Raw genomic sequence first — 22,271 nt, forward strand, 5'->3', positions numbered from 1 at the left:
TTGTAGGGCAATCAGGGATTTCCCGTAAGACTCGTGTCAGGCTTTCGCCAGAATTTCCCGCCAAATCATTGATTTATCGCAGGCGAGCGCGGCTTCCGGGGGTGTGGTGCATCCACAACGGGCATTGTTGTGATGCACAAAAAGCGCCGCCGGAATCGCCTGATTTGCGCAAATTTGCCCCGCAGCTTCCGCGACGTGCGAGGGCACGCTGTAACGCCGCTCAACAATAGCCGTGCGAAGATGCACGTTCAAGACGCCCCCGCCTCCTGATTTTCCATGACCCCGTCGCGCATTCTTGTGATCTACGCGCATCCTGCGCCGCGCCGCTCACGCGCCAACAAGCCGCTTGCGCGTGCACTGGCCAGCCTGCCCGGCGTGGCCATGCACGATCTCTACTGGCACTACCCCGATTTCGACATCGATGTGCGCATCGAGCAGGCAGCCGTGGAAGCTGCTGAGCTGGTCGTCTTCCAGTTTCCGGTGCAGTGGTACGCCACGCCGTCACTGCTCAAGGAGTGGCTGGACGTGGTGCTGGAGATGGGCTGGGCCTATGGGCCGGGCGGCACTGCCTTGCGCGGCAAGCATCTGATGGTGCTGGCCACCACCGGCGGCCGCGCCCACGCTTATAGCCAGACCGGCACCCACGGGTATACGTTCGACATGTTCCTGCTGCCGCTGCAGCGGACTGCCGCGCTGTGCGGCATGCAGTGGGAGCCGCCACATGTGCTGCACGACGCCGACGACGCGTCGCCAGAGGCTATTGACGCCCATATCGCCCAGGTGCGCGCCGCACTGCAGCCGTGGCTGCCGGACAGCACAGACGATAGCGACTTTCCGGTCTGACGTTCCCGATTCTCCGTTTCCTGCCAGCCCATGCAATCGCACGACCTGCTCGTCAACTTCGTCATTTACCTGGCTGCGGCCGTGGCAGCGGTGCCGCTGGCGCGGCGGCTGGGCCTGGGCTCGGTGCTCGGTTATCTACTGGCCGGCGTGATCGTGGGGCCGTGGGGGCTGCGGCTCATCACCAACGTGCAGTCGATCCTGGATTTCTCTGAGTTCGGCGTCGTGCTGATGATGTTCGTGATCGGGCTGGAGCTGGAGCCGGCGCGGCTGTGGTCGCTCCGGCGCAGCATCTTCGGTTACGGCGGGCTGCAGTTGGCGGTGTGCGCGCTGATGGTCGGGCTGGCAGTCATGGCGGTCGGCCACCCGTGGCGCGCGGCGGTGGTGGCGGGGCTGGGGCTGGCGTTGTCGTCCACCGCCATCGCGCTGGCTACGCTCTCCGAGCGCAACTTGATGCGCACGCCGGCTGGCACGGCCAGCTTCGGCATTCTGCTGTTCCAAGACATTGCGGCCATCCCGATGATCGCCTTGTTGCCGCTGCTGGCGGTGGATTCAGCAGGGTCGGGCGAGGGCCACCACTGGATGGCGGCGGCCAAGGCGGTGGGCGTGGTGGCGGCGGTCATCTTTGGCGGGCGCACCCTGCTGCGGCCGGTGCTGCGTGCGATTGCCCGCACCAACATGCGCGAGATGTTCACCTCGTTCTCGCTGCTGCTGGTGGTGGGCATTGCGCTGCTGATGCACAGCGTGGGCTTGTCGATGGCGCTGGGTGCCTTCATTGCCGGTGTGCTGCTGGCCGATTCCGAATACCGCCACGCGCTGGAAACCGATATCGAGCCGTTCAAGGGCCTGCTGCTCGGGCTGTTCTTCCTGGCCGTCGGCATGTCGATCGACTTTGGCGTGCTGATGCGCCAGCCGCTGGCGGTGGTGGTGCTGGTGGTGGTCTTCCTGGTGGTGAAGATTGGTGCACTGCGCCTGCTGGCCACGCGCTTCGGCATTGCGCGCGGGCAGGCGTGGCTGTTTGCGTTCCTGCTCTCGCAGGGCGGTGAATTTGCCTTTGTGGTGTTCGGCCCCAGTGTGGCGGGCGAGGTGCTGGGCGCAGAGACGGCGGCCACGCTGAATCTGGTGGTGGCCCTGTCGATGGCGGCCACGCCGCTGCTGCTGCTCTTCCACGACAAGATTCTCGTGCCGCGCCTGACCAGCGGAAAGAAGCGCGTGCCGGAGGCCATCGAACCGCAGGACAACCAAGTCATCATCGCCGGCTTTGGGCGCTTCGGGCAGATCGTCGGGCGCCTGCTCTACAGCCAGGGCTACAGCGCCACGGTGCTCGACCACGATCCGGACCAGATCGACATGCTGCGTCGCTTCGGCTTCAAGGTGTTCTACGGCGATGCCACGCGCATGGACTTGCTGGAAACCGCCGGTGCCGACCGCGCCCGCATGATGGTGGTCGCCATCGACGACATGGAGACCAGCCTGGAGGTGGTCGATCGCGTGCGCGAGCGATTCCCGCACCTGACGCTGTACGTCCGGGCGCGCAACGTGTCGCACGTGTACCAGTTGCGTGACCGCGGTGTGGAGGTGATCGAGCGGGAGATGTTTGAGGGCTCGTTGATGCTCGGTCGCCGCGTGCTGGAGGGCCTGGGCAAGGAGCCGTACGAGGCGCACCGCATTGCCCAGACGTTCCGCCGTCACACGCTCAATTCCATGGATCAGGTCTACCCGGTCTATCGCGATCAGAAGAAGCTCGTGTCGCTCGCCCAGCAGGGCCGCGATGAACTGGCTGAGATGTTCCAGCGTGACCGCATGCAGCGCAAACGCCTGCGTGAATCGGGCATGCCGTGGGGCGAGGGCAACGAACACGACGATGTGACGGAGTCCCAACCCGACGCCGACCTCGTCAACGAGATCGACGACAGTGAACCCGCTACGCCCATCGATTGCCCGGCACGCGCCGGCATTCGGCGCGAGGATTGATGCCTCGCGCCTGACGCCTCGGTCGATCAGCTATAGACGCTGATGCTGCTGCCCACGGCCACGGACGCCGTCGACTGACCGCCCAGGTTCTGCGCCAGTTGCTGCAGGAAATCTTGCAGCGATGCCGAGCTCCCGGACGACGACGAGCCGCCCGTGCCGCTGGAGCTGCTGCTCGAACCGCCTTGCACGTTGCCCACGAGCTGCTGGAAATCCGATTGCAGTGCCGACAACGCGCTGTTCGATGAGGTATCCCCGCTGTTGAGCTGCGAGATCAGGTTCTGCAGGCCCGACGACAGGTCCGACCCGTAGCTGCCCGAAGCGCCGCTTGTACTGGACGTGCTGTCGCTGCCGCTCGCGCTCTTCAGCGCAGCAAACAAGTCGTGCTTGAGCTTGTGGATGTCTTTGCCCACCGACGCGTCGTCGCCAATGGCGGGCGGAGGTGGTGGAGTCGAGCCGTCGGTCGCGTTGGCGGCGGCCGTGCTGCCGGTGCTGCTGACGCCACTGGTTGCGCTAGTCGATGATGTCGATGACGTCGACGAGATTGCCGAGGGATCCGACACGGCGGCTTGGGCGAGTGCCTGCTCGATTGCTTGCATGAAATCACCGCCGCCACCGCCGCCGCCATGATGACGATGGTGGCGTACCGGCGTCGTGCCGGTGGTGCCGGACGTGTCGCTGGTGGAAGTGGCCGTTGTTGCGGTTGTTGCGCTGGTCGACGAGAGGCTGCTCGTCGCATACAGCGATGCATTGCTGCTGAGGGAAGAGATGTCCACGTGTGCCCCCGGAATGGGATGGTTGGTCTGCTTCTGGATTGACGACCGAAGCCTGCCAGCCTGTAGGCACACACTGAGAAGACGGGGTGAACAAAAAAGGAGCGCTCTCGGCGCTCCTTTTGGATAGGCCTATCAACGGCCCGACTGCGGTGAACTTAAATCGCCACGCTCACATTGCGGCGTAGCTCGCATGTGGAGAGCGAGTCGGCTTCACCACGCAGCAGCAACTGGCCGTTGCCGACCAGTTCGCGGCAACGCCAGAAAACGAACCAGTCGCTGGCGAGCAACCCATCGATGGCGCCCATGATGCTGCCGACCACGTCGCGCGCGCTGGCCCAGTCGGTCGGCACGTGCTCCAGAATCACTTCGTCGACCGTGGCGTATGACACCGGTACCAGCGTGTTGCCCTTCCACAGGCGCACGTCGGCGTTCTCGCGAACGGTCTGCTGCCACTCGTACGCCAGGCGACCGATGCGCAGCACGGATACCGGCGCGATGGTCGAGAACCGCCGCGCCAGTCGCGCCCCGGAATACATGCCGATGGTCGTGAGTGGCCCCTGGCCGTTGGGCGTTTCCAGTTCGCGCGCATCCATGCCGATTTCGTTGATCCGCTGCGGCGATTGATGCAGATGGAACGCCACCCGGCGCAGCATGAGTTGGTCCGACGCACTCTGGCCGTGCCAGATCGCCACCTCCGTGGTGGCATCGCGCAGGTCTGCCAGTGACGCAAGTGCGTCGCGCATTTCAGTGGCGAAATCGATGCTGCTGGTGGGCGCCACGCGCTGCCAGAAGCCCGAGCGCGCCATGGCCACACTATCGACGTCGGCCAGCGGCCCGACGGCGAGGTCGTCGCGCAGCACTACGACGGAATCGGGGCGGCCTGCCTGTGCGAGCGCCTGCTTGAGCGTGGCGCCGGCAACATCGCCGTTGACGACATGGATGTATTGCATGGCAGCAATTGTAGCGACAGTGTCAGCGGTGTGCTGTCGTTTCAGGTGCGATTTTAGGCAGCACTGCCGATATTCCATTGCGTTGCGTCAGAAGCCCTATTCAGCGAGGGGGAGGGCTCCAGGCAACCATCAGGCGGGCGTGCGAAAATCGCAGTCTGATTTTGTTGCAGACCATAACTACATAGGTGAGGAACGTCCATGAGAGCCAAGTCGATGGTGAGGGGAATGCGGTCGGTCATGCTGGCAGCGCTGGCGATGGGCGGTGCATTGGTGGCGGGTCAGGCCGCCGCCGTGCCACCCGCCGAGATCTATAAGCGCGCCCAGCAGGAAAAGCCTGCACTGATCGACACCATGAAGACGCTGGTGTCGATTGAATCCGGCAGCAAGGACATCGAAGGCCTGGACAAGATTGCCGGCGTGATTGCCGACCGCCTGCGGCTGCTGGGTGGCGACGTCAAGTTGATCGACCCGAGCGACCACGCGTACCGCATGGCCGACACGCCCGAGAAGATCGGCAAGATGGTGCTCGCGCGCTTCAAGGGCGAGGGCACGCGCAACATCATGCTGATCGCGCACATGGATACCGTGTACCTCAAGGGCATGCTCGCGCAGCAGCCGTTCCGCATCGACGGCGACCGCGCCTACGGCCTGGGTATCGCCGACGACAAGAACGGCGTGGCCGTCATCCTGCACACCGTGTCGATCCTGCAGGCGGTTGGCTTCAAGAAATACGGCACGCTCACCGTGCTCATCAACGGCGATGAAGAGATCAGCTCGCCGGGCGCGCGCGCCATGCAGGCCAAGCTGGGCGCTGAACAAGACGCCGTGTTCTCGTGCGAGGGCACGCGTGTGACGTCCGACAAGCTGTCGCTGGCCACCAGCGGCATCGGCGCCATCCTGCTGGATGTGAAGGGCAAGGCCTCGCATGCCGGCGGTGCACCGGAGCAGGGCCGCAATGCGCTGTATGAACTGTCGCACCAGCTGCTGCAGATGCGCGATCTGTCCAAGCCCGAGACCGGCCTCAAGGTCAACTGGACGGTGTCGCAGGCCGGCACCAACCGCAACGTGATTCCGGCCGTCGCCAGTGCCCAGGCAGACGTGCGCCTGCTGCGCGCGGCCGATGCCGACAAGCTGGAAGAGACCGTCAACGAGCGCATCAAGAACAAGCTGATCCCCGATACGCAGGTGACGGCCAAGTTCGAGCGCCGCCGCCCGCCTCTGGAGGCCACGCCGGCTTCGCGCGCGCTGGCCGAGCATGCCCAGAAGATCTACGGCGAGCTTGGCAAGACGCTGGAGATTGATGACAAGGCAGAGGGTGGCGGTACGGATGCGGCCTTCGCCGCCTCCAAGACCAAGGCGCCGGTGATCGAGCGCTTCGGCCTGGCCAGCTTCGGGGCGCACTCGAATGACGCCGAGTACGTCGACCTGAACTCCATCGTGCCGCGCCTGTACCTGCTCACGCGCATGGTGATGGATGTGTCGCGTGACCGCGTGGGCGTGACCAAGTAACGATCTTCGCCATCCATATAAGACGGGACGGTTGCCAATCGGCGCCGTCCCGTTTTTTGTTGAGCACGCGGCTGTCACGAAAAAGCCCCGCTGATGCAACACCAACGGGGCCGGATTGGGCCAAAGGCGGAAAACGGAGGGTGCCTGGAGACCGGCCCTTAACTGAAGAAAGCGCGTGAACAACGTGCGCTTTCCGTATCAACTCGGTACCGGATAACCATAGACTGAGCCGCCACCGTCGCGGGTGCGGCCGGCCGGGTCACTGCGCATGCCGTCCGAATACGGGTCAAAGCGGCCGCTGCGCGCGCCTTCTGTGTAGGTGTCGAAGCGCCCGGTGCGGGCACCATCGCTATAGACGTCAAAACGTTCGGCGCGGGCGGCCTGCCCGAACACCTCCACGCGGCTGGCCTGCGCCCAAGCGCTGCCCGCCGCCAGGGCACCTGCCGCCAACAGCGCGGCCATTCCAATTTGCTTGAGTCGCATGGCGAACTCCTTCTTCAACTGATTTTCGATGCTGTTTTAAGGCGTGGTCTTTTGACTGTCCTGCCACGGCCTGAAGCGTAGGTCAGAGGGATGGCCGTATCCACGGTGGTGCGACGAACGGTTTGTTGTGAGCGCCGAAATGATGCGAGTCAGCGTGAATGGCGCCGCAAAACCCACCAAAGGCGGGAGTGTCGGGGGGGCGGGGACCACCTTTTTGCCTAAACAGGGAGTATTGGAAGCCCGCGAGCCAATCTTGGTGCACCACAGCAGGGCGCGACGAGCCGGCAAGCCTTGTCGGAGGCTGTTTTGGTGCAGCGCATTAAGAGCGATGCGTGCTTACCACACTTGGTGGCGCGATTCTGTGAATTGCTTTGCCGCGCATAAGGGCTTTTGTTAAATTTGCGCGGCACTTCCGACACGGAAGCAAAGGAACGGAGGAGCCCAACCTCATGCACACGGGGGCGGGCGGTTTGAGACAACTCTTTTATTACGAGCCCACATGAAAAAGTCTGCCATTCTGGTTGCAGTTGGCGCCCTGTTCGCAGGTTCTGCCTACGCCCAATCGAGCGTGACGCTGTACGGTATTGTCGATACCAGCATTCACTACATCAACAACGCTAACCAAGCTGGCAACAGCGTGACCCAGATGGAAAGCGGTGCTGTGTCCAACAGCCGCTGGGGCCTGAAGGGCTCGGAAGACCTGGGTGGTGGCAACAAGGCACTGTTCGTGCTGGAAAGCGGCTTCAATTCCGATTCGGGCACGATGAGCAGCAAGGGTACGCTGTTCAACCGTCAATCGTTCGTGGGTCTGCAGAACAAGGACCTGGGCACCATCACGCTGGGCCGTCAATACAACTTCGGCTTTACGACTGGCGGCAACTTTGACCCGCTGGGCGTGGGTAACTACGACGGCAACTCGTGGATGTACTACGGCCTGACCGGTCTGCGCGAGTCGAACATGCTGAAGTACGAAGGCAAGTGGAACGGCCTGTCGGTCGGCCTGGCCTACGGCTTTGGTGAAGTGGCTGGCGCTGCTAGCCAGAACTCGTACGTTGGCGGCACGGTGGCCTATGAATTCGGCCCGGCCTACATCGGCGGCTTCGCACAGCAGCACAAGGACATCGCTGGCAACAAGCAAACCGTGTGGGGTATCGGCGGTAACTACACCGTTGGGCCGGCCAAGCTGTACGTGGGCTACATCGACAGCAGCGATGCCACCGGTTGCGTGAACAGCTCGTCGAACTGCGTTGGTGGCAGCGCCTTCGGCCTGAACATCTACGGCAACGCCACCACGGGCGCTGGCCTGACCCCGGGCGCGACGAAGCGTCGTGACCACGTCGGCATCCTGGGCGTGACGTACAACGTCACCCCGGCACTGGCTCTGACGGGCGCGTTCTACTACGACAGCATCAGCAACGCACAGCTGACCGCCGGCAACGACGGCAAGCGCTACACCGGCGTTCTGCTGGCCGAATACGCTCTGTCCAAGCGCACGCAAGTCTACGGCACGATCGACTACAACAAGGTCAAGGACGCAGCACTGCCGCAACTGTCGGGTGGCGGCAACGCAACCGGCATTGGCAAGTCGAACCAGACCAGCGCTGGCGTGGGTATCCGCCACATCTTCTAATCGACGCTGTCACTCGATTGGGAACGGAAAGGCGCCTTCGGGCGCCTTTTCTTTTGCCTTGTTGTCTTGATATGGCGGGGCAAGACTGCCGGGGCATCCGCCTACAATGGCATTTTCTGATTGCCCCTCCTGCGCGCCATGACTGCTGAACGTTCTGCCCGTCGTCGTCTGATTGCTTCTGCTGCGCTGCTGTGTGCTGGTGTTTCGCTGCTCGCAACGGTGCCCGTGCAGGCGCAGGACTATCCGGCCAAGCCGATCCGCATCATCGTGGCGTACCCGACCGGTGGGATTTCCGACAACGTGGCCCGTGCCCTGGGGGAGAAGCTCTCGGCACAACTTGGTCAGCCGGTGGTGGTGGAGAATCGCGCCGGTGCGGGCGGCAGTATCGGCATGGATGCGGTGGCCAAGGCTGCGCCCGATGGCTATACGCTGGGCTTTTCGTCGGTGAGCCCACTGACGCTCAACCCGCATTTCGGCAAGCTGCCGTATGACCCGCAGAAGGACATCGCCCCCGTGGCCAACGTCATGTACGCGCCGATGATCCTGCTGGGCACGCCGTCGTTCACGGGCAAGAGCTTTGCCGACATGCTGGGCCAGTCGCGTGCCAAGCCGGGTTCGATCCGCTGGTCGACGTCGGGCCTGGGCACGGTGGGGCATCTGGCGCTGGAGCAGATCAAGACGCAGGCGCGTGTCGATATCACGCTGATTCCGTACAAAGGCGGTGGCCAGCAACTGACGGACGCGCTGGGCGGGCAGGTGGAAGTGATGTCGACCAACGTCGGCCCAACGCTGATGCAGCATATCGGCAGCGGCAAACTGCGCCCCCTTGCGGTGGGCGCGCCGCACCGGCTCGATGCGCTGCCGAACGTGCCGACCTTTGCCGAACTTGGTTATGCCAAGGCCAACATGGCGTCAACGTTCGGTGTGTTTGCGCCGGCCAAGACGCCTGCAGCCGTCATCACGCGGTTGAATGCGGAGATCAACAAGGCGCTGGCCGCGCCTGACCTGCGCGATCGGCTTACGCAGGCCGCCGTGGTACCGGCAGGTGGTACGCCCGAGCAGTTTGCCGCCGCCATCCGCGCGGAATACGACAGCAACGGCCGCATCGTGCGCGCCGCGGGCATCAAGGAACAGTAAGGCTCAGGCCGTAAAGCGGTACCCGACGCCGACCTCGGTCAGCAGGTACTCGGGCCGCGCGGGATCGCGCTCAAGCTTGTGGCGCAGGTGGCCCATGTAGATGCGCAGGTAGTGGCTGCTGTCAGAGTGCGCTGGGCCCCAGACTTCGCGCAGCAGCTCGCGGTGGGTCATCACGGTGCCGCGCCGGCCGAGCAGCACCGCCAGCAGACGATATTCGATCGGTGTGAGGTGCACGGCCTCGCCGTTGCGGGTGACCAGGCGGCGCGCCAGGTCGACCTCCACCTCGCCGAAGCGGATGACGCTGCCGCCGTCTTCGCCACGCTTGGCGTGTCGGCGCAGCAGCACGCGCAGGCGGGCGATCAGCTCGCCCACGCCAAAGGGTTTGGTGAGGTAGTCATCCGCACCGGCATCGAGCGCCTCGATCTTGTCGCGCTCATCTACGCGGGCCGAGAGCACCAGCACCGGCACCTCCGTCCAGGTGCGCAACTCTCGGATCAACTGCATACCGTCGCCATCGGGCAGGCCAAGGTCGAGGATCACGGCGTCCGGCTGGCGTGTGCCGGCCTCGATCAGCCCGCGTTCGACGCGGTCGGCTTCATGGACTTCGCAGCCTTCTTCCTCCAGCGCAGCGCGGACGAAGCGGCGGATGTGGGGTTCGTCGTCGATGACGAGGACGGTGGGCGTGAATGTGAACGGCATGGCACGCATTGTAGAGCGGCATCGGCAAAACAAAAACGGACCCCGCGGGGTCCGTTGCGTTGGCGAGTGGCCAGCCTGTGTAGCTTAGGCCTTCTTCGCCCAGGCGCTGCACCAGCCCTTGTTGGCAACGTCCTTGCCGGCGAACAGCGGGCAGCCGCCTTGTGCTGCGGTGCCGCCTTGGTACAGGGCGCAGTTGCCGCAGTGTTGATCTGCTGCGTGCTTCGGGAACTTGGCCTTATCGACCTTGGTGGTGTCGGCCTTGTAGCCGAGGGCGGCGGCTTGCGGGTCGGTCTCCGCCACCATCGGTGCTGCCAGAGCCAGATCCGACATCGACATGACGGCGCCAGCGGCGGCCACGATCGGGATGCTCTTCAGGAATTGACGACGATTGGACATGCTGATTCCTTTTGTGGGAGTGTGTTGTGTGGCGTCCCGTGCCGCGCTGGTGCTCACGCACCGGCTCGCCCTAGGGGACAGCGGACGGCGTCGGCGCGCCATTTTCCCGCTCGTGCATTCTGGCACAGCAATCGGCGGGAGGCACCTGCGTCTGGTCAATGTTCCCCATACCTGCGTGCAGTAATCACTGACTTCGCTGGTTGGTAATGCAGTCAGCGAAAGTGTGCAGATAGGCCGTGTGGCTGAGGAATTGCGCGGCAATGGGGCTTGCTATCCCCCATCTGGCGGACTGTCCCATCGAGGCTGCCGACGCTTGCCCGCCGGGGATGGCAATTTGTCGCAGGGGTCAGGCCAGCAGGTCGCGCAGCGCCTCGATGAATGTGTCGCATTCGCTATCGCTGCCGACGGTGATGCGCAGATGCTGGTCGATGCGCGGCAGCTTGAAATGACGCACAAAGATTTCCTGCGCTTTCAGGTGCGCCGCCAGCGTGGCGGCATCGTGTGCCGGATGCCGTGCGAAGACGAAGTTCGCGGCCGACGGCACGACCTCGAACCCCAGGGCGTGCAGGGCTTGTGTCAGCCGATCGCGGCTGGCGATCACGCGCGCGCAGGTGGTGCGGAAGTAGGCGTCGTCTTCGTAAGCCGCCTGGGCTGCCACTTGGGCGAGGCGGTCCAGTGGGTACGAGTTGAAGCTGTCCTTCACGCGGTTGAGCGCTTCGATGAGCGTTGCATGGCCAAATGCAAAGCCGACCCGCATGCCGGCGAGCGAGCGGGACTTGGACGTCGTATGCACGACCAGCAGATTCGGATAGCGGTCGACGAGCGAGACCGCCGACTGGGCACCGAAATCCACATACGCTTCGTCAATCACCACCACCGACGACGGGTTGGCCGCGACGATCCGCTCGATCTCTGCCAGCGGCAACGCATGGCCGGTCGGCGCGTTCGGGTTCGGGAACAGCACACCGCCCGCGTCGCCCAGATAGTCGTCGGCATCGATCGAAAAATCGTCGGCCAGCGGAATCACCTTGCACTGCACGCCGTACAGCCGCGCGTAGGTCGGGTAGAAGCTGTACGAGATGTCGGGAAAACGCAGCGGCTTGTCGTGCTTGAGCAGCGCTTGGAATACGTGCGCCAGCACTTCGTCCGAGCCGTTGCCTGCAAACACCTGCTCGGGCTGCAAGCCGTGATGCGCGGCGACCGTCTCGCGCAGCCGGCGCGACAGCGGATCGGGATAGCGGCGCAGGCTGTTGCCCGTGTCGCCCAGTTCACGGGCGATGGCCTCAACCACGCGCGGCGACGGTGGGTAGGGGTTCTCGTTGGTGTTCAGCTTGACCGGGTGCGCCAGCGCGGGTTGTTCACCCGGGACATACGGCACAAGTTGCTGAACCACATCGCTCCAGTAACGGCTCACTGCTCGACTCCTGACGGGTGATGTTCCCCAGCGTGCCTGATCTGCGATCGACGGAATTGGGGATCGCGAAAGCGCGCGGGGCGGGGCTTGATCCTGTCTTGCACCGTATTTGGCGGCGACGCCATGGATTGCGGCAGAAACGTGACTCGGGCGCAGGACCGCCCCAACATTTTGCGCAATTCGGTGAGTGTTTGGCGCGCCCGGCTGGGATCGAACCAGCAACCCCTGCCTTCGGAGGGCAGTACTCTATCCATTGAGCTACGGGCGCATATCGGCACAGAACGCGCCGAAAGATAAGCCCCGCAGGATAACGTATTTGCGTTCAGGCGTCCATCGCAGCCAGGTCGCGACGCCCCGCGCAATACCGTTTCCAGCGGTTTTTGACGCAGGTCGAAAAGCGCTGCCTAGGGCTCTCCCGCGTGTCAAACGGCTTGGCATTGCGGATATAATCGCCCGTCATTTGCCAGAAAAACAAGCGGGGACAGGTCTGTTCGGGCCAATGGGGCACGACCCAAGGTCTTCCTGCCCTCATTGCGGCCCCACGGGGCCTCACGCACTGCCGGCGATGCTTACGACTCGTGCCGGTGGCGCTCTGAGGCTTCAAGAGCGGTTCCACCATCCTGAGAGTTGAGCATGAGCGACGCGCAGCACGACGAACACGAGCCCCTGATCAAGACCCCCAAGCAGTTGATCATCGCGGTGATCGCCGCCTTTGCCGTTCCCATCCTCATCATCATCCTGCTGGCCAATTACGTTGGCATGGGCGTCAAGGAAGGCGCTGGCAGCTCGGGCATGTCCGAAGAGGCCGTCAACGACCGCATCAAGCCCGTTGCGCAGCTCGACCTGAAAGACCCGAACGCGCCGCGCGTCTTCAAGACGGGCGAGCAGCTCTACAAGGACGTCTGCGCGACCTGCCATGCCGCTGGCGTGGCTGGTGCACCCAAATTTGGGGATGCGGCCAGTTGGGGCCCGCGCCTGTCGCAAGGCCTGGACGGCCTGACCAAGGTTGCGCTAGCCGGCAAGGGCGGGATGCCCGCGCGCGGCGGCACGTCGCCTGACGACGTGAGCGACTACGAAATCGAACGCGCCATCGTCTACATGGCCAACTCCGGCGGCGGCAAGCTGCAGGAGCCGGCTGCACCGGCAGGTGGCGCCGCTGCAACGGCGGCTGCCCCGGCACCGGAAGCCGCGGCACCGGCAGCAACACCCGCTGCCGCAGCAGCACCGGCACCGGCTGCTGCGCCGGCCGCTCCGGCTGCCGCCGCTGCACCGCAGGCTTCGACGGGCGACGTCGGCAAGAAGGTCTACGACTCGACCTGCCAGATGTGCCACGCAGCAGGTGTGGCCGGCGCCCCCAAGTTTGGCGACAAGGCTGCCTGGGCCCCGCGCATTGCCGAAGGCAAGGCCAAGATGTACGACATCGCGCTGCACGGCAAGGGCGCGATGCCGCCCAAGGGCACCTACGCCGGCTCCGACGACGACGTGAAGGCCGCCGTCGACTACATGGCCGCTGCAGCCAAGTAAGTCGTCACTCTCGTTTCACGAAGAAGCCCGCCACACGCGGGCTTTTTTGTTGCCTGCCAAAGCAGGCGCCCCGTGGCGTGCCGATTGCTCACCTATGCTGGAAGTGCGGGGCCTGGTGCCGCCAGGCGGTATCGCTTCGCGCGCGCCCAGGTTGACGCAAACGGAGGTTGCCATGCGAAGGGATCGAAGGGTATTGGCCGATTGCTACTGGGCGGCGTTCGCCCTGTTGCTCTGTAGCGCGACTGCCATGGCGGCCGACAACTGGGTCAAGCTGACCCCGCTGGCCGACAACGCCGGCACGCTCTACCTCGACAAAGATTCCATCGAGCGCAACAACGACGGCACCGTGCGTGCCACTTCGCGCGATGCCTATGACACGCCGCGCAAACTCGCCGATGGCGAACCGTACCAATACGATTCACGCACGTCGGTCTACGACTGCACGAACGAGCGCGTCCTGCCGGTCAGCGCACTGATCCAGGACAGCCAGCACGGCACCATCCTCTCCAAGAACATCGACAACCCCCGCTGGGAGCCCGTCGCACCGAGCACGGAAGGTGAGGCCGTGCTGCGCGCGGTCTGCCTGCTGAAGTAGGCGCGTTGCGTTACTGCACGGTTGCTGCCGGCGCCAGGTCGACGCGCAGCGTGCCGTCCGCATCCATGCGGGTGGTGCCGCGCGCGGCGGCCTCGCGGTAGTGGTACAGGTCAAAGCGCAGCGGCCCGCGCGTTGAGGTGTCGGTGACGAGCACGCGGCTGTTGGTCACCAGCACATTGTACATCTTCAGGTCACCCGACTGGATCCAGATGCGGCTGCCGGCGTCGGTTGGGGCCGGCGCGCACATGGACGGCGCCGGGCCGAAGCCGAGCACCAGGCCATCGGGTGTGACGCGTGCGGTCTGCATCTGGCCGAGCAGGCGCGGCGGCGGGAACACCGTGGTCTGGTCCAGCACCATCGCGTTGCCGTCCAGCTTGGCGCCACCACGATCGAGCGGTGCCAACTGCGACAACTCTAGCCCCATCCCCTTGAGCATCGCCAGCGTCTGGACGCCCATGACACGCGCTTCGCTTGGTGTGTAGACGAGGTAGCGCGATTCCTTGAGCTGGAGGGTGCCACGCATGCCAAACGGCATCCACACGCCCGGAAAGTGGTTGCGCAACTTGAGCCCACCCGACACGTCGAGCACGCCGTCGCCCGGTGTGAGCGACAGCGCGTTGAGCGAGCGCGGCGCGTAGTCCAGCAGGTACGTGTTGAACAGCGCATCGAGCGACGCCTTGGGCACCGTCACCTCGCCGCCGAGGATGCGGATGTCGAACTGGCTCGGATCGTCCATGTCGACGGGCTGGCCGGGCGTGTGCGGCACGAGCTGCGCGGTGAGTTGATGCACGTGGAAGCCGATGTCGCCGGTGATGCGGAAATCGACGTCGCGCATCTGCACGACGGGGGGCGCGGAGCGGGAGTCGCGCACCGCAATGGCGCCGTTGGCGTTGGCTGCACCAGAGGTCGGCTGGCAGCGCTGGGCCCACTGCTGGCGGACCGTGCTGAGTTCCTTGCGCTGGGCGCTCGCCATGGGGGGCTCGGCCGCGCGCGCAAGCGTGCTGGCCAGCAGACCTGCGAGCCCCAGCGCCAGCAACGCCAGGCGCAACGTGAGGACGGCAAGAGCGATGGCGGGGGCGATCATGGCGCGGTCCTCTTGGCGAGTTGCATAACGGGTTTGGCGGAGCCGGCGGGCGGTTTGCCTGCGCGGGCCACGGCGAGCGTGTCGAATGACGGCATCAGCACGCGAATGCTGCCATCCGGCGAAAAGCGCAGCGAACCGGCAACGAGCTGATCCCGATAGCGGTACAGGTTGAACACGAAGGGTTTGGCCGGATCGGCAACGACGATGTCGATGCGCGCGTTCATCGGCATCGAGCGCAGGAAGCGGATGTCGCCGCCGCGGAAGAGGATGTACGGACGCTGCGCATCGGCTGCGTTGGCCAGTGGCGGCATCTGCGGGTTGCCATCGCCGATCTGCATGACGAGCCCATCGCGCGTGACGCGGATGGCGGAGACCTTCAGGTCCAGCGCGGGCGGCGGGAACAGCTTGGGCACCTGCATGACGATCTCGCTGCCCGTGAGCTGCACGGCCGGCGTGGACACCGGCAGCAGGTCGGCCAGTTCGATATGCGCGGCGCCCATCAGCGCGCCGGCATCCTGGCCCTGCACCTTGACCACGTTGGGGCGGAACACGATGGTTTGCGGATCGCGCAGCACGAGCGGGCCGCGCAGCTCGATCGGCACCCAGGCGCCGCGGCGGCGCATCTCGGCGCGCATGTCGAGCGTGCCGTCGTCCAGGGTGAAGCTGAAGCGCCGCAGCGGTGGGTCGCTGCCTTGCCCGCGCGCGAACACCACCGTGTTGAACAGCGCCGCCATGCTGTCGGCGCTCACGCGCACCGTGCCGCTCACAGGCTGCAGCGTGTACGACGACACATCGTCGAGCCAAACCGGATCGCCCGGCTGGCGCGGCACCATGCGCAGCGCGAGCTGGTCAACCAGGAAACCGACGCCGCCGTCGAAGCGGAAATCCACGTGGCGCAGGTACGAGATGGCATCAGGCTGGCCGGAGTCGCGCAGCGTGGTCGGGCGGACTTCGCGCGTGGCGAGATTGCCGGCCTGGAATGGGGCACGCGCCTGCTGGCGGGCGTCTTCCAGTTGCTTGGCCTTGGCCGCTTCGATACCGCCGTGGCCGTCACCGGCGCTGGCGCAGCTTTGTAACAGCAGTGCCGTACAAGCGATGCCCGCAGCCCGGAGCATCCATGGAGCCCGCTTACGTTCCCAGGATGTTCGCGCTTGCGCCCACGCGTGCGTTGAGTGGGTTTGGCCGTACCCTGCCCTAGATGGCGCCTTGAATTTCTGTTGCAGGGAGGAAAAAGGAAGGGGAACTGTCTGAGCGAAGCGAGTTTTTCCCTTCCCCTCCCTGCGACAGAAATTCAAGGGAGGGGTCGCCATCTCGGGCGCGCCTTTCTTTGCTTCCTTTCTTTGGCAAGACAAAGAAAGGGAGTCGGCCCCGGCAGGGGACGAAACGGGGGATGCACCCTCAGCACTAACGGACTGCCAGACGCGCACGCAATACAAGATCAAGTCCCACATCGACGGTCTCCTCGTCGTGAGAAAAGCACCGGAACCGTCCGGCAACCTGGCGCGGCTATGTTGCCGCGCTCGTGTAGAATTTTTTGCATGCCTGCCCGCAAACCAACCGGCGATGCCGGTCCGCCCGCCACTCCGCCCGTCCGCGAATTCACCATCGATGAACTCGCGCGCGCGGCCGAGACCACTGTCCGCAACGTCCGCTCGTACCAGGACCGTGGGCTGATCGATCCGCCTGAGCGGCGCGGGCGCGTGGGCATCTACACGCAGGCGCATCTCGGGCGGCTCAAGCTCATCAACCACCTGCTGGCACGCGGCTACACGCTCGCCAACATCCAGGAACTGCTCAAGGCCATCGTCGAGGGCCACGACCTGCGCTCCATCCTTGGGCTCGAATCCGCCATCAGTAGCCCGTGGTCGGATGAGCAGCCCAAGCATTTCTCGCTGCTGGCGCTGGCCAAGCTGTTCGGCCGCTCCATGTCGCGCCAGGCGCTGGCCCGTGCCATCTCGCTTGGCATGCTGCAGCCCGATGGCCTGGGCTATCTGGCCCGCAGCCCCAAAGCATTGCTGGCCGGCGCGCAAATGGCGAAAGCCGGTTTCCCGTTGGTTGAAGTGCTCGACATTCTCGAGCGGGCCCGTCCGCATACGCAGGCCGTGGCCGACGATCTCGTCTCCATGGTCGTGCGCGAGCTCGACCGGTACGGCGAAGGCCAACTGCCGCCGGTCGAGGACGTGCCGCGCCTGGTTGACGTGATCTGGCGCATCCGCCCGCTGGCGCTGGTGGCAGTCGAGGCCGAGCTGATGCGTGCGCTCGAGATCGCCGCCAACAAGTACCTGGGCGACCGCGTGGCGCAGGTCATCGAGCATCTGCACGAGCCGCCGGGCCAGCCGCCCGCGTCGGACAAGGGTTAGTGTCTCCGGCGCGCCCATGCGTGGGGCGCGCTTTCTCTGTTTCTAGTTTGATCCCGATGCAGCTGGTACCGCAGGTGTTTTGAATGCCTGCTCAGGACCCGGCTGCACCCGCCGTCGACAGCTTGCGCCGGATCGACGGTGACGGCGCCTCGCCATTGGCGGCGGCGTACGCTTCAATCTCCGAGATCAGCTTGGGCAGGCGCTCAAGTGCTGCGCGATTGTCTTCATCCCACGGGTGGAAGGACGGCCGGAAGAAATCGAAGAACTCCGGAATGATCTTGCGCAGCGGCGCGGGGTGAATCCACAGGAAGTGGAACGCTTTGCCCAGGCCGAAGAACTTGTTCTTGCAGGTGCGATCCGCAAAGATCAGCCGCAGGTGCACGTAGAACACCATCGACCAGAACAGCACCGTGGTGGTCAGCATGACCGAGGTGCGCAGGATGTAGCGGCGCAGGCCCGGCTTGATGGCGAGGTTCCACACGTCGTAGCTCACGGCCTTGTGTTCGGTCTCTTCCATGGCATGCCACAACCAGACCTGGCGGTAGCCGGGCTCGGAGTTACGGCCCAGGCCGTCTTCATGGCTCAGCACCTGGTTGGCCAGCATGGCGGTGTAGTGTTCCAGCGCCACCGTCACGGCCAGTTGGTGCGACTTGGGCGTGAACTTGCGCAGCACGTTCAGGAACTTGCCGACAAAGCGGTCGATGCGGTTGGCGGGCAGGCCGGCGCGGTCGAGCAGGTCGTTGTACAGCACGTGCTCGCGCGTGTGCATGGCTTCCTGGCCGATGAAGCCGGCCACGGCCTGCTTGAGCTCGGGGTCGGTCACCAGATGGCGGTAGTTGCGCACGCTGTCCATGAAGAAGCGCTCGCCGGTCGGGAAGAAGATCGACAGCGCGTTCAGGAAGTGGGTGACGTGCGTGCCTCGCTCGTGCCAGTTGCTGATGCGATCAGCGGGCAGGTGAGGATGCACGTCGCGGCGGACTGGCATCATGGGCGGTTCTCCTGGAATGTGGTTTCTGCGAGGCGGCTTGCCGCTCTGCCTTGGTCTAGAAATGCACAGAGGTCGGTCCCCACGCGCACGGGGTCTTCCTCCATCGGGATATGGCCGAGCGCCGGATACATGCGCAGCGTGGCGCCGGGAATGCGGCGGGCAAATTCACCGGCATGCGCGGGCGGGATCCACCGGTCGCGCTGGCCCCACAAAATGAGCGTGGGCACTCGGATCGAGGCCAGCCCGCTGGTATCGACATCGTCAAAGCGGAACTTCGGCACCATCTTGCCGATGGCCTGGCGGGCGCCTTCGGCGTAGAAGAAATCGGCATAGCGGCGCAGCGTGGGTTCGGACACGCGCGACGGGTCGCCATACACATCGCGCGTGGCGGCGCGGATGATGCCCTCGGGCAGCATCCACGGAGACGTCAGCCGCACGCCGAGGTGGTTGAACAGGTCGATGTAGATCGGCAGCTTCATCGGGAAGCCGGCTGAGTCGATCAGCACGAGTTTCTCCACGCGGCCTGGATGCCGCACGGCAAAGTCCCACGACACCATGCCGCCGAGCGAGTTGCCGATCAGTGTGAGTTTCGACAGGCCCAGCGTGTCGACAAACGCATCGATGAAGTCGCGGTACAGCGGCAGCTCCATCGCACGCGGGCGGCCTTGCGCGTCGCGCAGCGGGCCGGTGATGCCGAATGGCGGCAGGTCCAGCCGGATCACGCGATAGCGCCGCGTGAGTTGCGGCAGTACGCCATCCCACGTATGCAGCGATGCACCGAAACCGTGGATCAGCAGCAGCGTGCCTTCCGCGTTGGCGGCGCCTTCATCGGTGTAATGCACGCGCGTGCCCATCAGCGGCAGGTAGCGCGATTGCGGCTTGGCGTAGCGAGCGATCAGCACGTCGCGCCCGATGCTGCGCAGGCCGATGCGGCCCGGGCGCAGCATCGCGCGTGCAACGTTGAGCAGATTCGCGCGCGGCGGGCTGGCGAATTGTTCACGTTCAACGGTGGTGGCTGTGTTCATGGGCAGCCTCCTACTTGGCGCGTGCGGTGGCAGGCGCGGTGCCTTCGCTCAATGCTTTCTTGCGCGTGCGGCGCGCTTCGCGAACGACCAGCGCCTGATACGCGGCGGGCAGTACGCGGGCCATCACATCAGCAGCGTGGGCGTCGGGGCCAATCAGCACACGGCGCTTGTTCTTGCGCACGCCATCGAGGATCACTTCGGCAGCCTTTTCGGCGCTGGTGATGAAGAACTTCTCGAACTCTTCCTTGCCTTGCTGCTCATCGCGGACGAGGAAGCCGTTCATGCTCGGTGACACGCGGCTCGACTTGGCGATGTTGGTCTTGATGCCACCGGGGTGCACGCACGTGGCAGAGACGCCGCAGTTCATCAGGTCCAGTTCCTGGCGCAGCGCCTCGGTGTAGCCGCGCACGGCGTACTTGCTGGCGTTGTACGCGCCCATGCCCGGCTGCGCGAAGATGCCGAAGATGCTCGACGTATTGATGATGTGCCCATCGCCCGTCGCCTTGATCAGCGGCAGGAACGCCTTGGTACCGTGCACGACGCCCCAGAAGTTGATGTTCATGATCCAGGCCAGCTCGTCGTCGTCCATGCCTTCGATCGTGCTGGACAGCGCCACGCCCGCGTTGTTGAAGATCAGGTTGACCTTGCCGTGCGCAGCGGCCGCTTCTTCGGCCCAGCGGTAGACGGCGGCGCGGTCGGCCACGTCGACGGCGTGGGTGGTGACGCGGATGCGGTCGCCTTCATGTGCGCGCACCAGTTGCAGCGTCTGCGCGAGGGCGGCTTCGTTGCGATCGGCCAGGGCGAGGTGGCAGCCTTCGCGTGCCAACTGCAGTGCCAGCGTGCGGCCCATGCCCGATGCGGCGCCGGTGATGGCGGCAACCTTGTTGTTGAATGACTTCATGACGGGGTCTCCTGTTTTTTCTGCTTGTCTTGGACGTGCTGGTGGTGCATCCCTTGTTTCATCCCCTGCCGGGGCTGACTCACTTTCTTTGTCTTGCCAAAGAAAGTAAGCAAAGAAAGGCGCGCCCGATGCGGCGAAACACTCCTTGAATTTGTGTGACCGTGCGGGGAAGGAGGCAAACTCGCTTCGCTCAGACAAGCCTCCTTCCTTTTTCCGCCCGCTCACAAAAATTCAAGGCGCCGCATAGGGCAGGAACGTCAAAGGCCAAACCGTCTGGGCGCCTGCGTTGGCGTGGAGTCTTAAACACGGTCGAGCGCTTCTTCATTGGCGGTGTTCTCGGCGGCCGTGGGCACCGTGCGAGCAGGCACGCGCAGCGGCACGCCCTTGGGCACCGCCATCGGGCGCGTGCGGTAATCGGCCAGGCGGAAATGTGCGGTCGCACGGCGGAACTGCCATGTGAATCCCGGCCATAGCGTGGTGTTCTTGCCGGTTTTCGGATCGAGGTACCAGCTCACGCAGCCGCCGGCCGACCAGATCGCATTCGACAGCCGCTTCTGGATGCTGTCGTTGAAGCGGCGCTGCACGTCGAGGCGCACGTCGATGGTGGCGACGTTATGTGCGCGCATCGACTTGAGCGCGTCGACGATGTACGCCACCTGCGACTCGATCATGAACACCATCGACGAGTGGCCGAGCCCCGTGTTCGGGCCCACCACCATGAAGAAATTCGGGAAGCCCGCCACCGCCGTGCCCAGGTAGGCCTCGGCACCTTGCTTGTCCCACACGTCGACGATGTCCGCGCCTTGGGCGCCGAGCAGCACGCCGCGCGGGAACGGGTCCGTCGCGTGGAAACCCGTGCCGAAGATCAGGCAATCGACTTCGCGCCGCGTGCCGTCGGTGGTGACGATGGCGTTGGGTTCGACACGCGCGATGCCGGTGGTGATCACGTCGACGTTCTTGCGCGTGAGTGCCGGGTAGTAGTCGTTCGAGATCAGGATGCGCTTGCAGCCGATGGTGTAGTCGGGCGTGACCTTCTTGCGCAGCACCGGGTCCGCAATGCGGCGCTTGATGTGGCCGCGTGCCATGCGCTCGACCGCCTTCATCAGCTTGGGGTGCACCACAAAGCCGAGTACGCGCGATTCGAGCATCCAGTAGATGCTGGTGCGCATGAGCTTTTGCGTGAAGGGCAGGTGGCGGAACAGCCAGTGCTCGGCGCGCGAGACCTTGCGATCGGGCTTGGGCAGGATCCACGGCGGGGTGCGCTGGTACAGATCGACGCGGCCGGCCTTGGGGGCGATCTGCGGGACGAACTGGATGGCGGATGCGCCGGTGCCGATCACGGCGACGCGTTTGCCGCGCAGGTCGTAGTCGTGTTCCCACAACTGCGAGTGGAAGGCCTTGCCCTGGAAGGTTTCGATGCCGGGAATATTCGGCCACGACGGGCGGCTCAGGCCACCCATGCCCGAGATGAGCACGCGGGCGCGGTAGCGGCGGCCGTCGGCCATGTCCAGATCCCACGCGCCGGCCGCTTCGTTGAAGGCCGCGCGGGCCAGTTCATGGTGGAAGCGCACATGCGGGCGCACCCCAAACTCGTCGGTGCAGCGCTCCAGGTAGGCGCGGATTTCTGGCTGCGGCGAATACATGCGCGACCAGTCCGGATTGGGCGCGAACGAAAACGAGTACAGGTGCGATTGCACATCGCACGCGCACCCCGGGTAGTGGTTGTCGCGCCACGTGCCCCCCACCGAACCGGCCTTCTCGAAGACCAGGAAATTGTCGATGCCATGCTGCTTGAGCTGGATCGCCATGCCCAGCCCGGCAAAGCCGGTGCCGATGATGGCAACGTCGACCAGCGCGGGGGCATCGCTGCGGTGCGCGGCCGTAGCAGAGGAATCGGCGCGAGGAAAATCGGACCGTGCGTTCACGTGGTGTCTCCGTGGGCACCACATGACATCATGGGCGCCTCTTAATGTGACATTGATCGATGTC

General features: G+C 64.8%; 21 protein-coding genes and 1 tRNA gene. 8 read left to right on the top strand and 14 right to left on the bottom strand.

Annotation, left to right across the window (positions count from 1 at the left end; all coding sequences use genetic code 11):
* Positions 1–36: 36 nt before the first annotated feature.
* Complete coding sequence (locus C404_RS60145; protein WP_152524492.1) at positions 37–252, bottom strand: hypothetical protein; 216 nt, start codon at positions 250–252, stop codon at positions 37–39.
* Positions 253–276: 24 nt separating this feature from the next.
* Between C404_RS60145 and kefF the strand changes: the two genes are divergently transcribed.
* Both kefF and kefC read left to right on the top strand, forming a co-directional pair.
* A complete protein-coding gene (kefF, locus tag C404_RS54615) occupies positions 277–843 on the top strand; it encodes a glutathione-regulated potassium-efflux system oxidoreductase KefF (RefSeq protein ID WP_021197289.1) in 567 nt (188 codons plus the stop codon).
* Positions 844–873: 30 nt separating this feature from the next.
* Positions 874–2,814: a glutathione-regulated potassium-efflux system protein KefC gene (gene kefC, locus C404_RS54620; protein ID WP_021197290.1), complete on the top strand. Its 1,941-nt coding sequence runs from the start codon at positions 874–876 to the stop codon at positions 2,812–2,814.
* 26 nt (positions 2,815–2,840) lie between these two features.
* Here kefC and C404_RS54625 read toward each other — a convergent pair whose 3' ends face one another.
* Positions 2,841–3,587 (bottom strand): hypothetical protein, encoded by a 747-nt coding sequence (locus C404_RS54625; RefSeq protein ID WP_021197291.1) that lies wholly within the window; start codon positions 3,585–3,587, stop codon positions 2,841–2,843.
* A gap of 155 nt (positions 3,588–3,742) precedes the next feature.
* A complete protein-coding gene (locus C404_RS54630) occupies positions 3,743–4,537 on the bottom strand; it encodes a DUF1835 domain-containing protein (protein ID WP_021197292.1) in 795 nt (264 codons plus the stop codon).
* A gap of 198 nt (positions 4,538–4,735) precedes the next feature.
* Here C404_RS54630 and C404_RS54635 point away from each other — a divergent pair, with 198 nt between their 5' ends.
* Complete coding sequence (locus C404_RS54635) at positions 4,736–6,046, top strand: M20/M25/M40 family metallo-hydrolase (RefSeq protein ID WP_031330110.1); 1,311 nt, start codon at positions 4,736–4,738, stop codon at positions 6,044–6,046.
* Positions 6,047–6,244: 198 nt separating this feature from the next.
* On the opposite strand, the gene C404_RS54640 is transcribed toward C404_RS54635, so the two are convergent.
* Complete coding sequence (locus C404_RS54640; protein WP_031330111.1) at positions 6,245–6,529, bottom strand: hypothetical protein; 285 nt, start codon at positions 6,527–6,529, stop codon at positions 6,245–6,247.
* 499 nt (positions 6,530–7,028) lie between these two features.
* Between C404_RS54640 and C404_RS54645 the strand changes: the two genes are divergently transcribed.
* The gene (locus C404_RS54645) at positions 7,029–8,159 is read left to right on the top strand and encodes a porin (protein WP_021197295.1); all 1,131 of its coding nucleotides are present in this window, start codon (positions 7,029–7,031) and stop codon (positions 8,157–8,159) included.
* 138 nt (positions 8,160–8,297) lie between these two features.
* Positions 8,298–9,296, top strand: a complete 999-nt coding sequence (locus C404_RS54650) for a Bug family tripartite tricarboxylate transporter substrate binding protein (RefSeq protein WP_021197296.1) — start codon at positions 8,298–8,300, stop codon at positions 9,294–9,296.
* Between the two features lie 3 nt (positions 9,297–9,299).
* Here the strand turns inward: C404_RS54650 and kdpE are convergent, their stop codons facing one another.
* The 4 genes from kdpE to C404_RS54670 all read right to left on the bottom strand — a co-directional run bounded on the left by kdpE (position 9,300) and on the right by C404_RS54670 (position 12,073).
* A complete protein-coding gene (kdpE, locus tag C404_RS54655; RefSeq protein ID WP_021197297.1) occupies positions 9,300–10,004 on the bottom strand; it encodes a two-component system response regulator KdpE in 705 nt (234 codons plus the stop codon).
* A 75-nt stretch (positions 10,005–10,079) separates the two neighbouring features.
* Entirely contained in the window at positions 10,080–10,391 is a 312-nt protein-coding gene (locus tag C404_RS54660; protein ID WP_021197298.1) for a high-potential iron-sulfur protein, read from the bottom strand.
* A 346-nt stretch (positions 10,392–10,737) separates the two neighbouring features.
* Entirely contained in the window at positions 10,738–11,805 is a 1,068-nt protein-coding gene (hisC, locus tag C404_RS54665) for a histidinol-phosphate transaminase (protein WP_021197299.1), read from the bottom strand.
* Positions 11,806–11,997: 192 nt separating this feature from the next.
* Positions 11,998–12,073: transfer RNA gene (locus C404_RS54670), tRNA-Arg, on the bottom strand.
* Positions 12,074–12,438: 365 nt separating this feature from the next.
* Here C404_RS54670 and C404_RS54675 point away from each other — a divergent pair.
* Both C404_RS54675 and C404_RS54680 read left to right on the top strand, forming a co-directional pair.
* A complete protein-coding gene (locus C404_RS54675; protein WP_021197300.1) occupies positions 12,439–13,329 on the top strand; it encodes a c-type cytochrome in 891 nt (296 codons plus the stop codon).
* 172 nt (positions 13,330–13,501) lie between these two features.
* Positions 13,502–13,924, top strand: a complete 423-nt coding sequence (locus C404_RS54680) for a surface-adhesin E family protein (protein ID WP_031330112.1) — start codon at positions 13,502–13,504, stop codon at positions 13,922–13,924.
* Positions 13,925–13,934: 10 nt separating this feature from the next.
* Here the strand turns inward: C404_RS54680 and C404_RS54685 are convergent, their stop codons facing one another.
* Together C404_RS54685 and C404_RS54690 are read right to left on the bottom strand one after the other, a co-directional pair.
* On the bottom strand, positions 13,935–15,008 hold the full coding sequence (locus tag C404_RS54685; RefSeq protein ID WP_021197302.1) for a hypothetical protein: 1,074 nt from the start codon (positions 15,006–15,008) through the stop codon (positions 13,935–13,937).
* The gene (locus C404_RS54690; protein ID WP_021197303.1) at positions 15,005–16,123 is read right to left on the bottom strand and encodes a hypothetical protein; all 1,119 of its coding nucleotides are present in this window, start codon (positions 16,121–16,123) and stop codon (positions 15,005–15,007) included. Before C404_RS54690 ends, C404_RS54685 begins: the two co-directional genes overlap by 4 nt.
* Before the next feature lie 423 nt (positions 16,124–16,546).
* Between C404_RS54690 and C404_RS54695 the strand changes: the two genes are divergently transcribed.
* Entirely contained in the window at positions 16,547–17,368 is an 822-nt protein-coding gene (locus C404_RS54695; protein WP_021197304.1) for a MerR family transcriptional regulator, read from the top strand.
* A 91-nt stretch (positions 17,369–17,459) separates the two neighbouring features.
* On the opposite strand, the gene C404_RS54700 is transcribed toward C404_RS54695, so the two are convergent.
* The 4 genes from C404_RS54700 to C404_RS54715 form a co-directional block, all read right to left on the bottom strand.
* Positions 17,460–18,356 (bottom strand): metal-dependent hydrolase, encoded by an 897-nt coding sequence (locus C404_RS54700; protein ID WP_021197305.1) that lies wholly within the window; start codon positions 18,354–18,356, stop codon positions 17,460–17,462.
* A complete protein-coding gene (locus tag C404_RS54705) occupies positions 18,353–19,381 on the bottom strand; it encodes an alpha/beta fold hydrolase (protein WP_021197306.1) in 1,029 nt (342 codons plus the stop codon). The genes C404_RS54700 and C404_RS54705 overlap by 4 nt, the downstream gene beginning before the upstream one ends.
* 10 nt (positions 19,382–19,391) lie before the next feature.
* A complete protein-coding gene (locus C404_RS54710) occupies positions 19,392–20,282 on the bottom strand; it encodes an SDR family NAD(P)-dependent oxidoreductase (RefSeq protein ID WP_021197307.1) in 891 nt (296 codons plus the stop codon).
* A 299-nt stretch (positions 20,283–20,581) separates the two neighbouring features.
* On the bottom strand, positions 20,582–22,207 hold the full coding sequence (locus tag C404_RS54715) for a flavin-containing monooxygenase (RefSeq protein ID WP_021197308.1): 1,626 nt from the start codon (positions 22,205–22,207) through the stop codon (positions 20,582–20,584).
* Positions 22,208–22,271 lie beyond the last annotated feature (64 nt).

This window comes from Ralstonia sp. AU12-08 (genome assembly GCF_000442475.1).
GTDB classification, from domain to species: domain Bacteria; phylum Pseudomonadota; class Gammaproteobacteria; order Burkholderiales; family Burkholderiaceae; genus Ralstonia; species Ralstonia insidiosa.

Excerpts from the sequence above, each read along its gene's own strand:
- C404_RS54700 (WP_021197305.1), bottom strand. The coding sequence starts at position 18,356 with ATGATGCCAGTCCGCCGCGACGTGCATCCTCACCTGCCCGCTGATCGC.
- C404_RS54675 (WP_021197300.1), top strand. The coding sequence starts at position 12,439 with ATGAGCGACGCGCAGCACGACGAACACGAGCCCCTGATCAAGACCCCC.
- C404_RS54650 (WP_021197296.1), top strand. The coding sequence starts at position 8,298 with ATGACTGCTGAACGTTCTGCCCGTCGTCGTCTGATTGCTTCTGCTGCG.
- C404_RS54645 (WP_021197295.1), top strand. The coding sequence starts at position 7,029 with ATGAAAAAGTCTGCCATTCTGGTTGCAGTTGGCGCCCTGTTCGCAGGT.
- C404_RS54690 (WP_021197303.1), bottom strand. The coding sequence starts at position 16,123 with ATGCTCCGGGCTGCGGGCATCGCTTGTACGGCACTGCTGTTACAAAGC.
- C404_RS54685 (WP_021197302.1), bottom strand. The coding sequence starts at position 15,008 with ATGATCGCCCCCGCCATCGCTCTTGCCGTCCTCACGTTGCGCCTGGCG.
- C404_RS54705 (WP_021197306.1), bottom strand. The coding sequence starts at position 19,381 with ATGAACACAGCCACCACCGTTGAACGTGAACAATTCGCCAGCCCGCCG.
- C404_RS54680 (WP_031330112.1), top strand. The coding sequence starts at position 13,502 with ATGCGAAGGGATCGAAGGGTATTGGCCGATTGCTACTGGGCGGCGTTC.
- kefF (WP_021197289.1), top strand. The coding sequence starts at position 277 with ATGACCCCGTCGCGCATTCTTGTGATCTACGCGCATCCTGCGCCGCGC.
- C404_RS54660 (WP_021197298.1), bottom strand. The coding sequence starts at position 10,391 with ATGTCCAATCGTCGTCAATTCCTGAAGAGCATCCCGATCGTGGCCGCC.
- C404_RS54635 (WP_031330110.1), top strand. The coding sequence starts at position 4,736 with ATGAGAGCCAAGTCGATGGTGAGGGGAATGCGGTCGGTCATGCTGGCA.
- kdpE (WP_021197297.1), bottom strand. The coding sequence starts at position 10,004 with ATGCGTGCCATGCCGTTCACATTCACGCCCACCGTCCTCGTCATCGAC.
- kefC (WP_021197290.1), top strand. The coding sequence starts at position 874 with ATGCAATCGCACGACCTGCTCGTCAACTTCGTCATTTACCTGGCTGCG.
- C404_RS54710 (WP_021197307.1), bottom strand. The coding sequence starts at position 20,282 with ATGAAGTCATTCAACAACAAGGTTGCCGCCATCACCGGCGCCGCATCG.
- C404_RS54695 (WP_021197304.1), top strand. The coding sequence starts at position 16,547 with ATGCCTGCCCGCAAACCAACCGGCGATGCCGGTCCGCCCGCCACTCCG.
- C404_RS54630 (WP_021197292.1), bottom strand. The coding sequence starts at position 4,537 with ATGCAATACATCCATGTCGTCAACGGCGATGTTGCCGGCGCCACGCTC.
- C404_RS54640 (WP_031330111.1), bottom strand. The coding sequence starts at position 6,529 with ATGCGACTCAAGCAAATTGGAATGGCCGCGCTGTTGGCGGCAGGTGCC.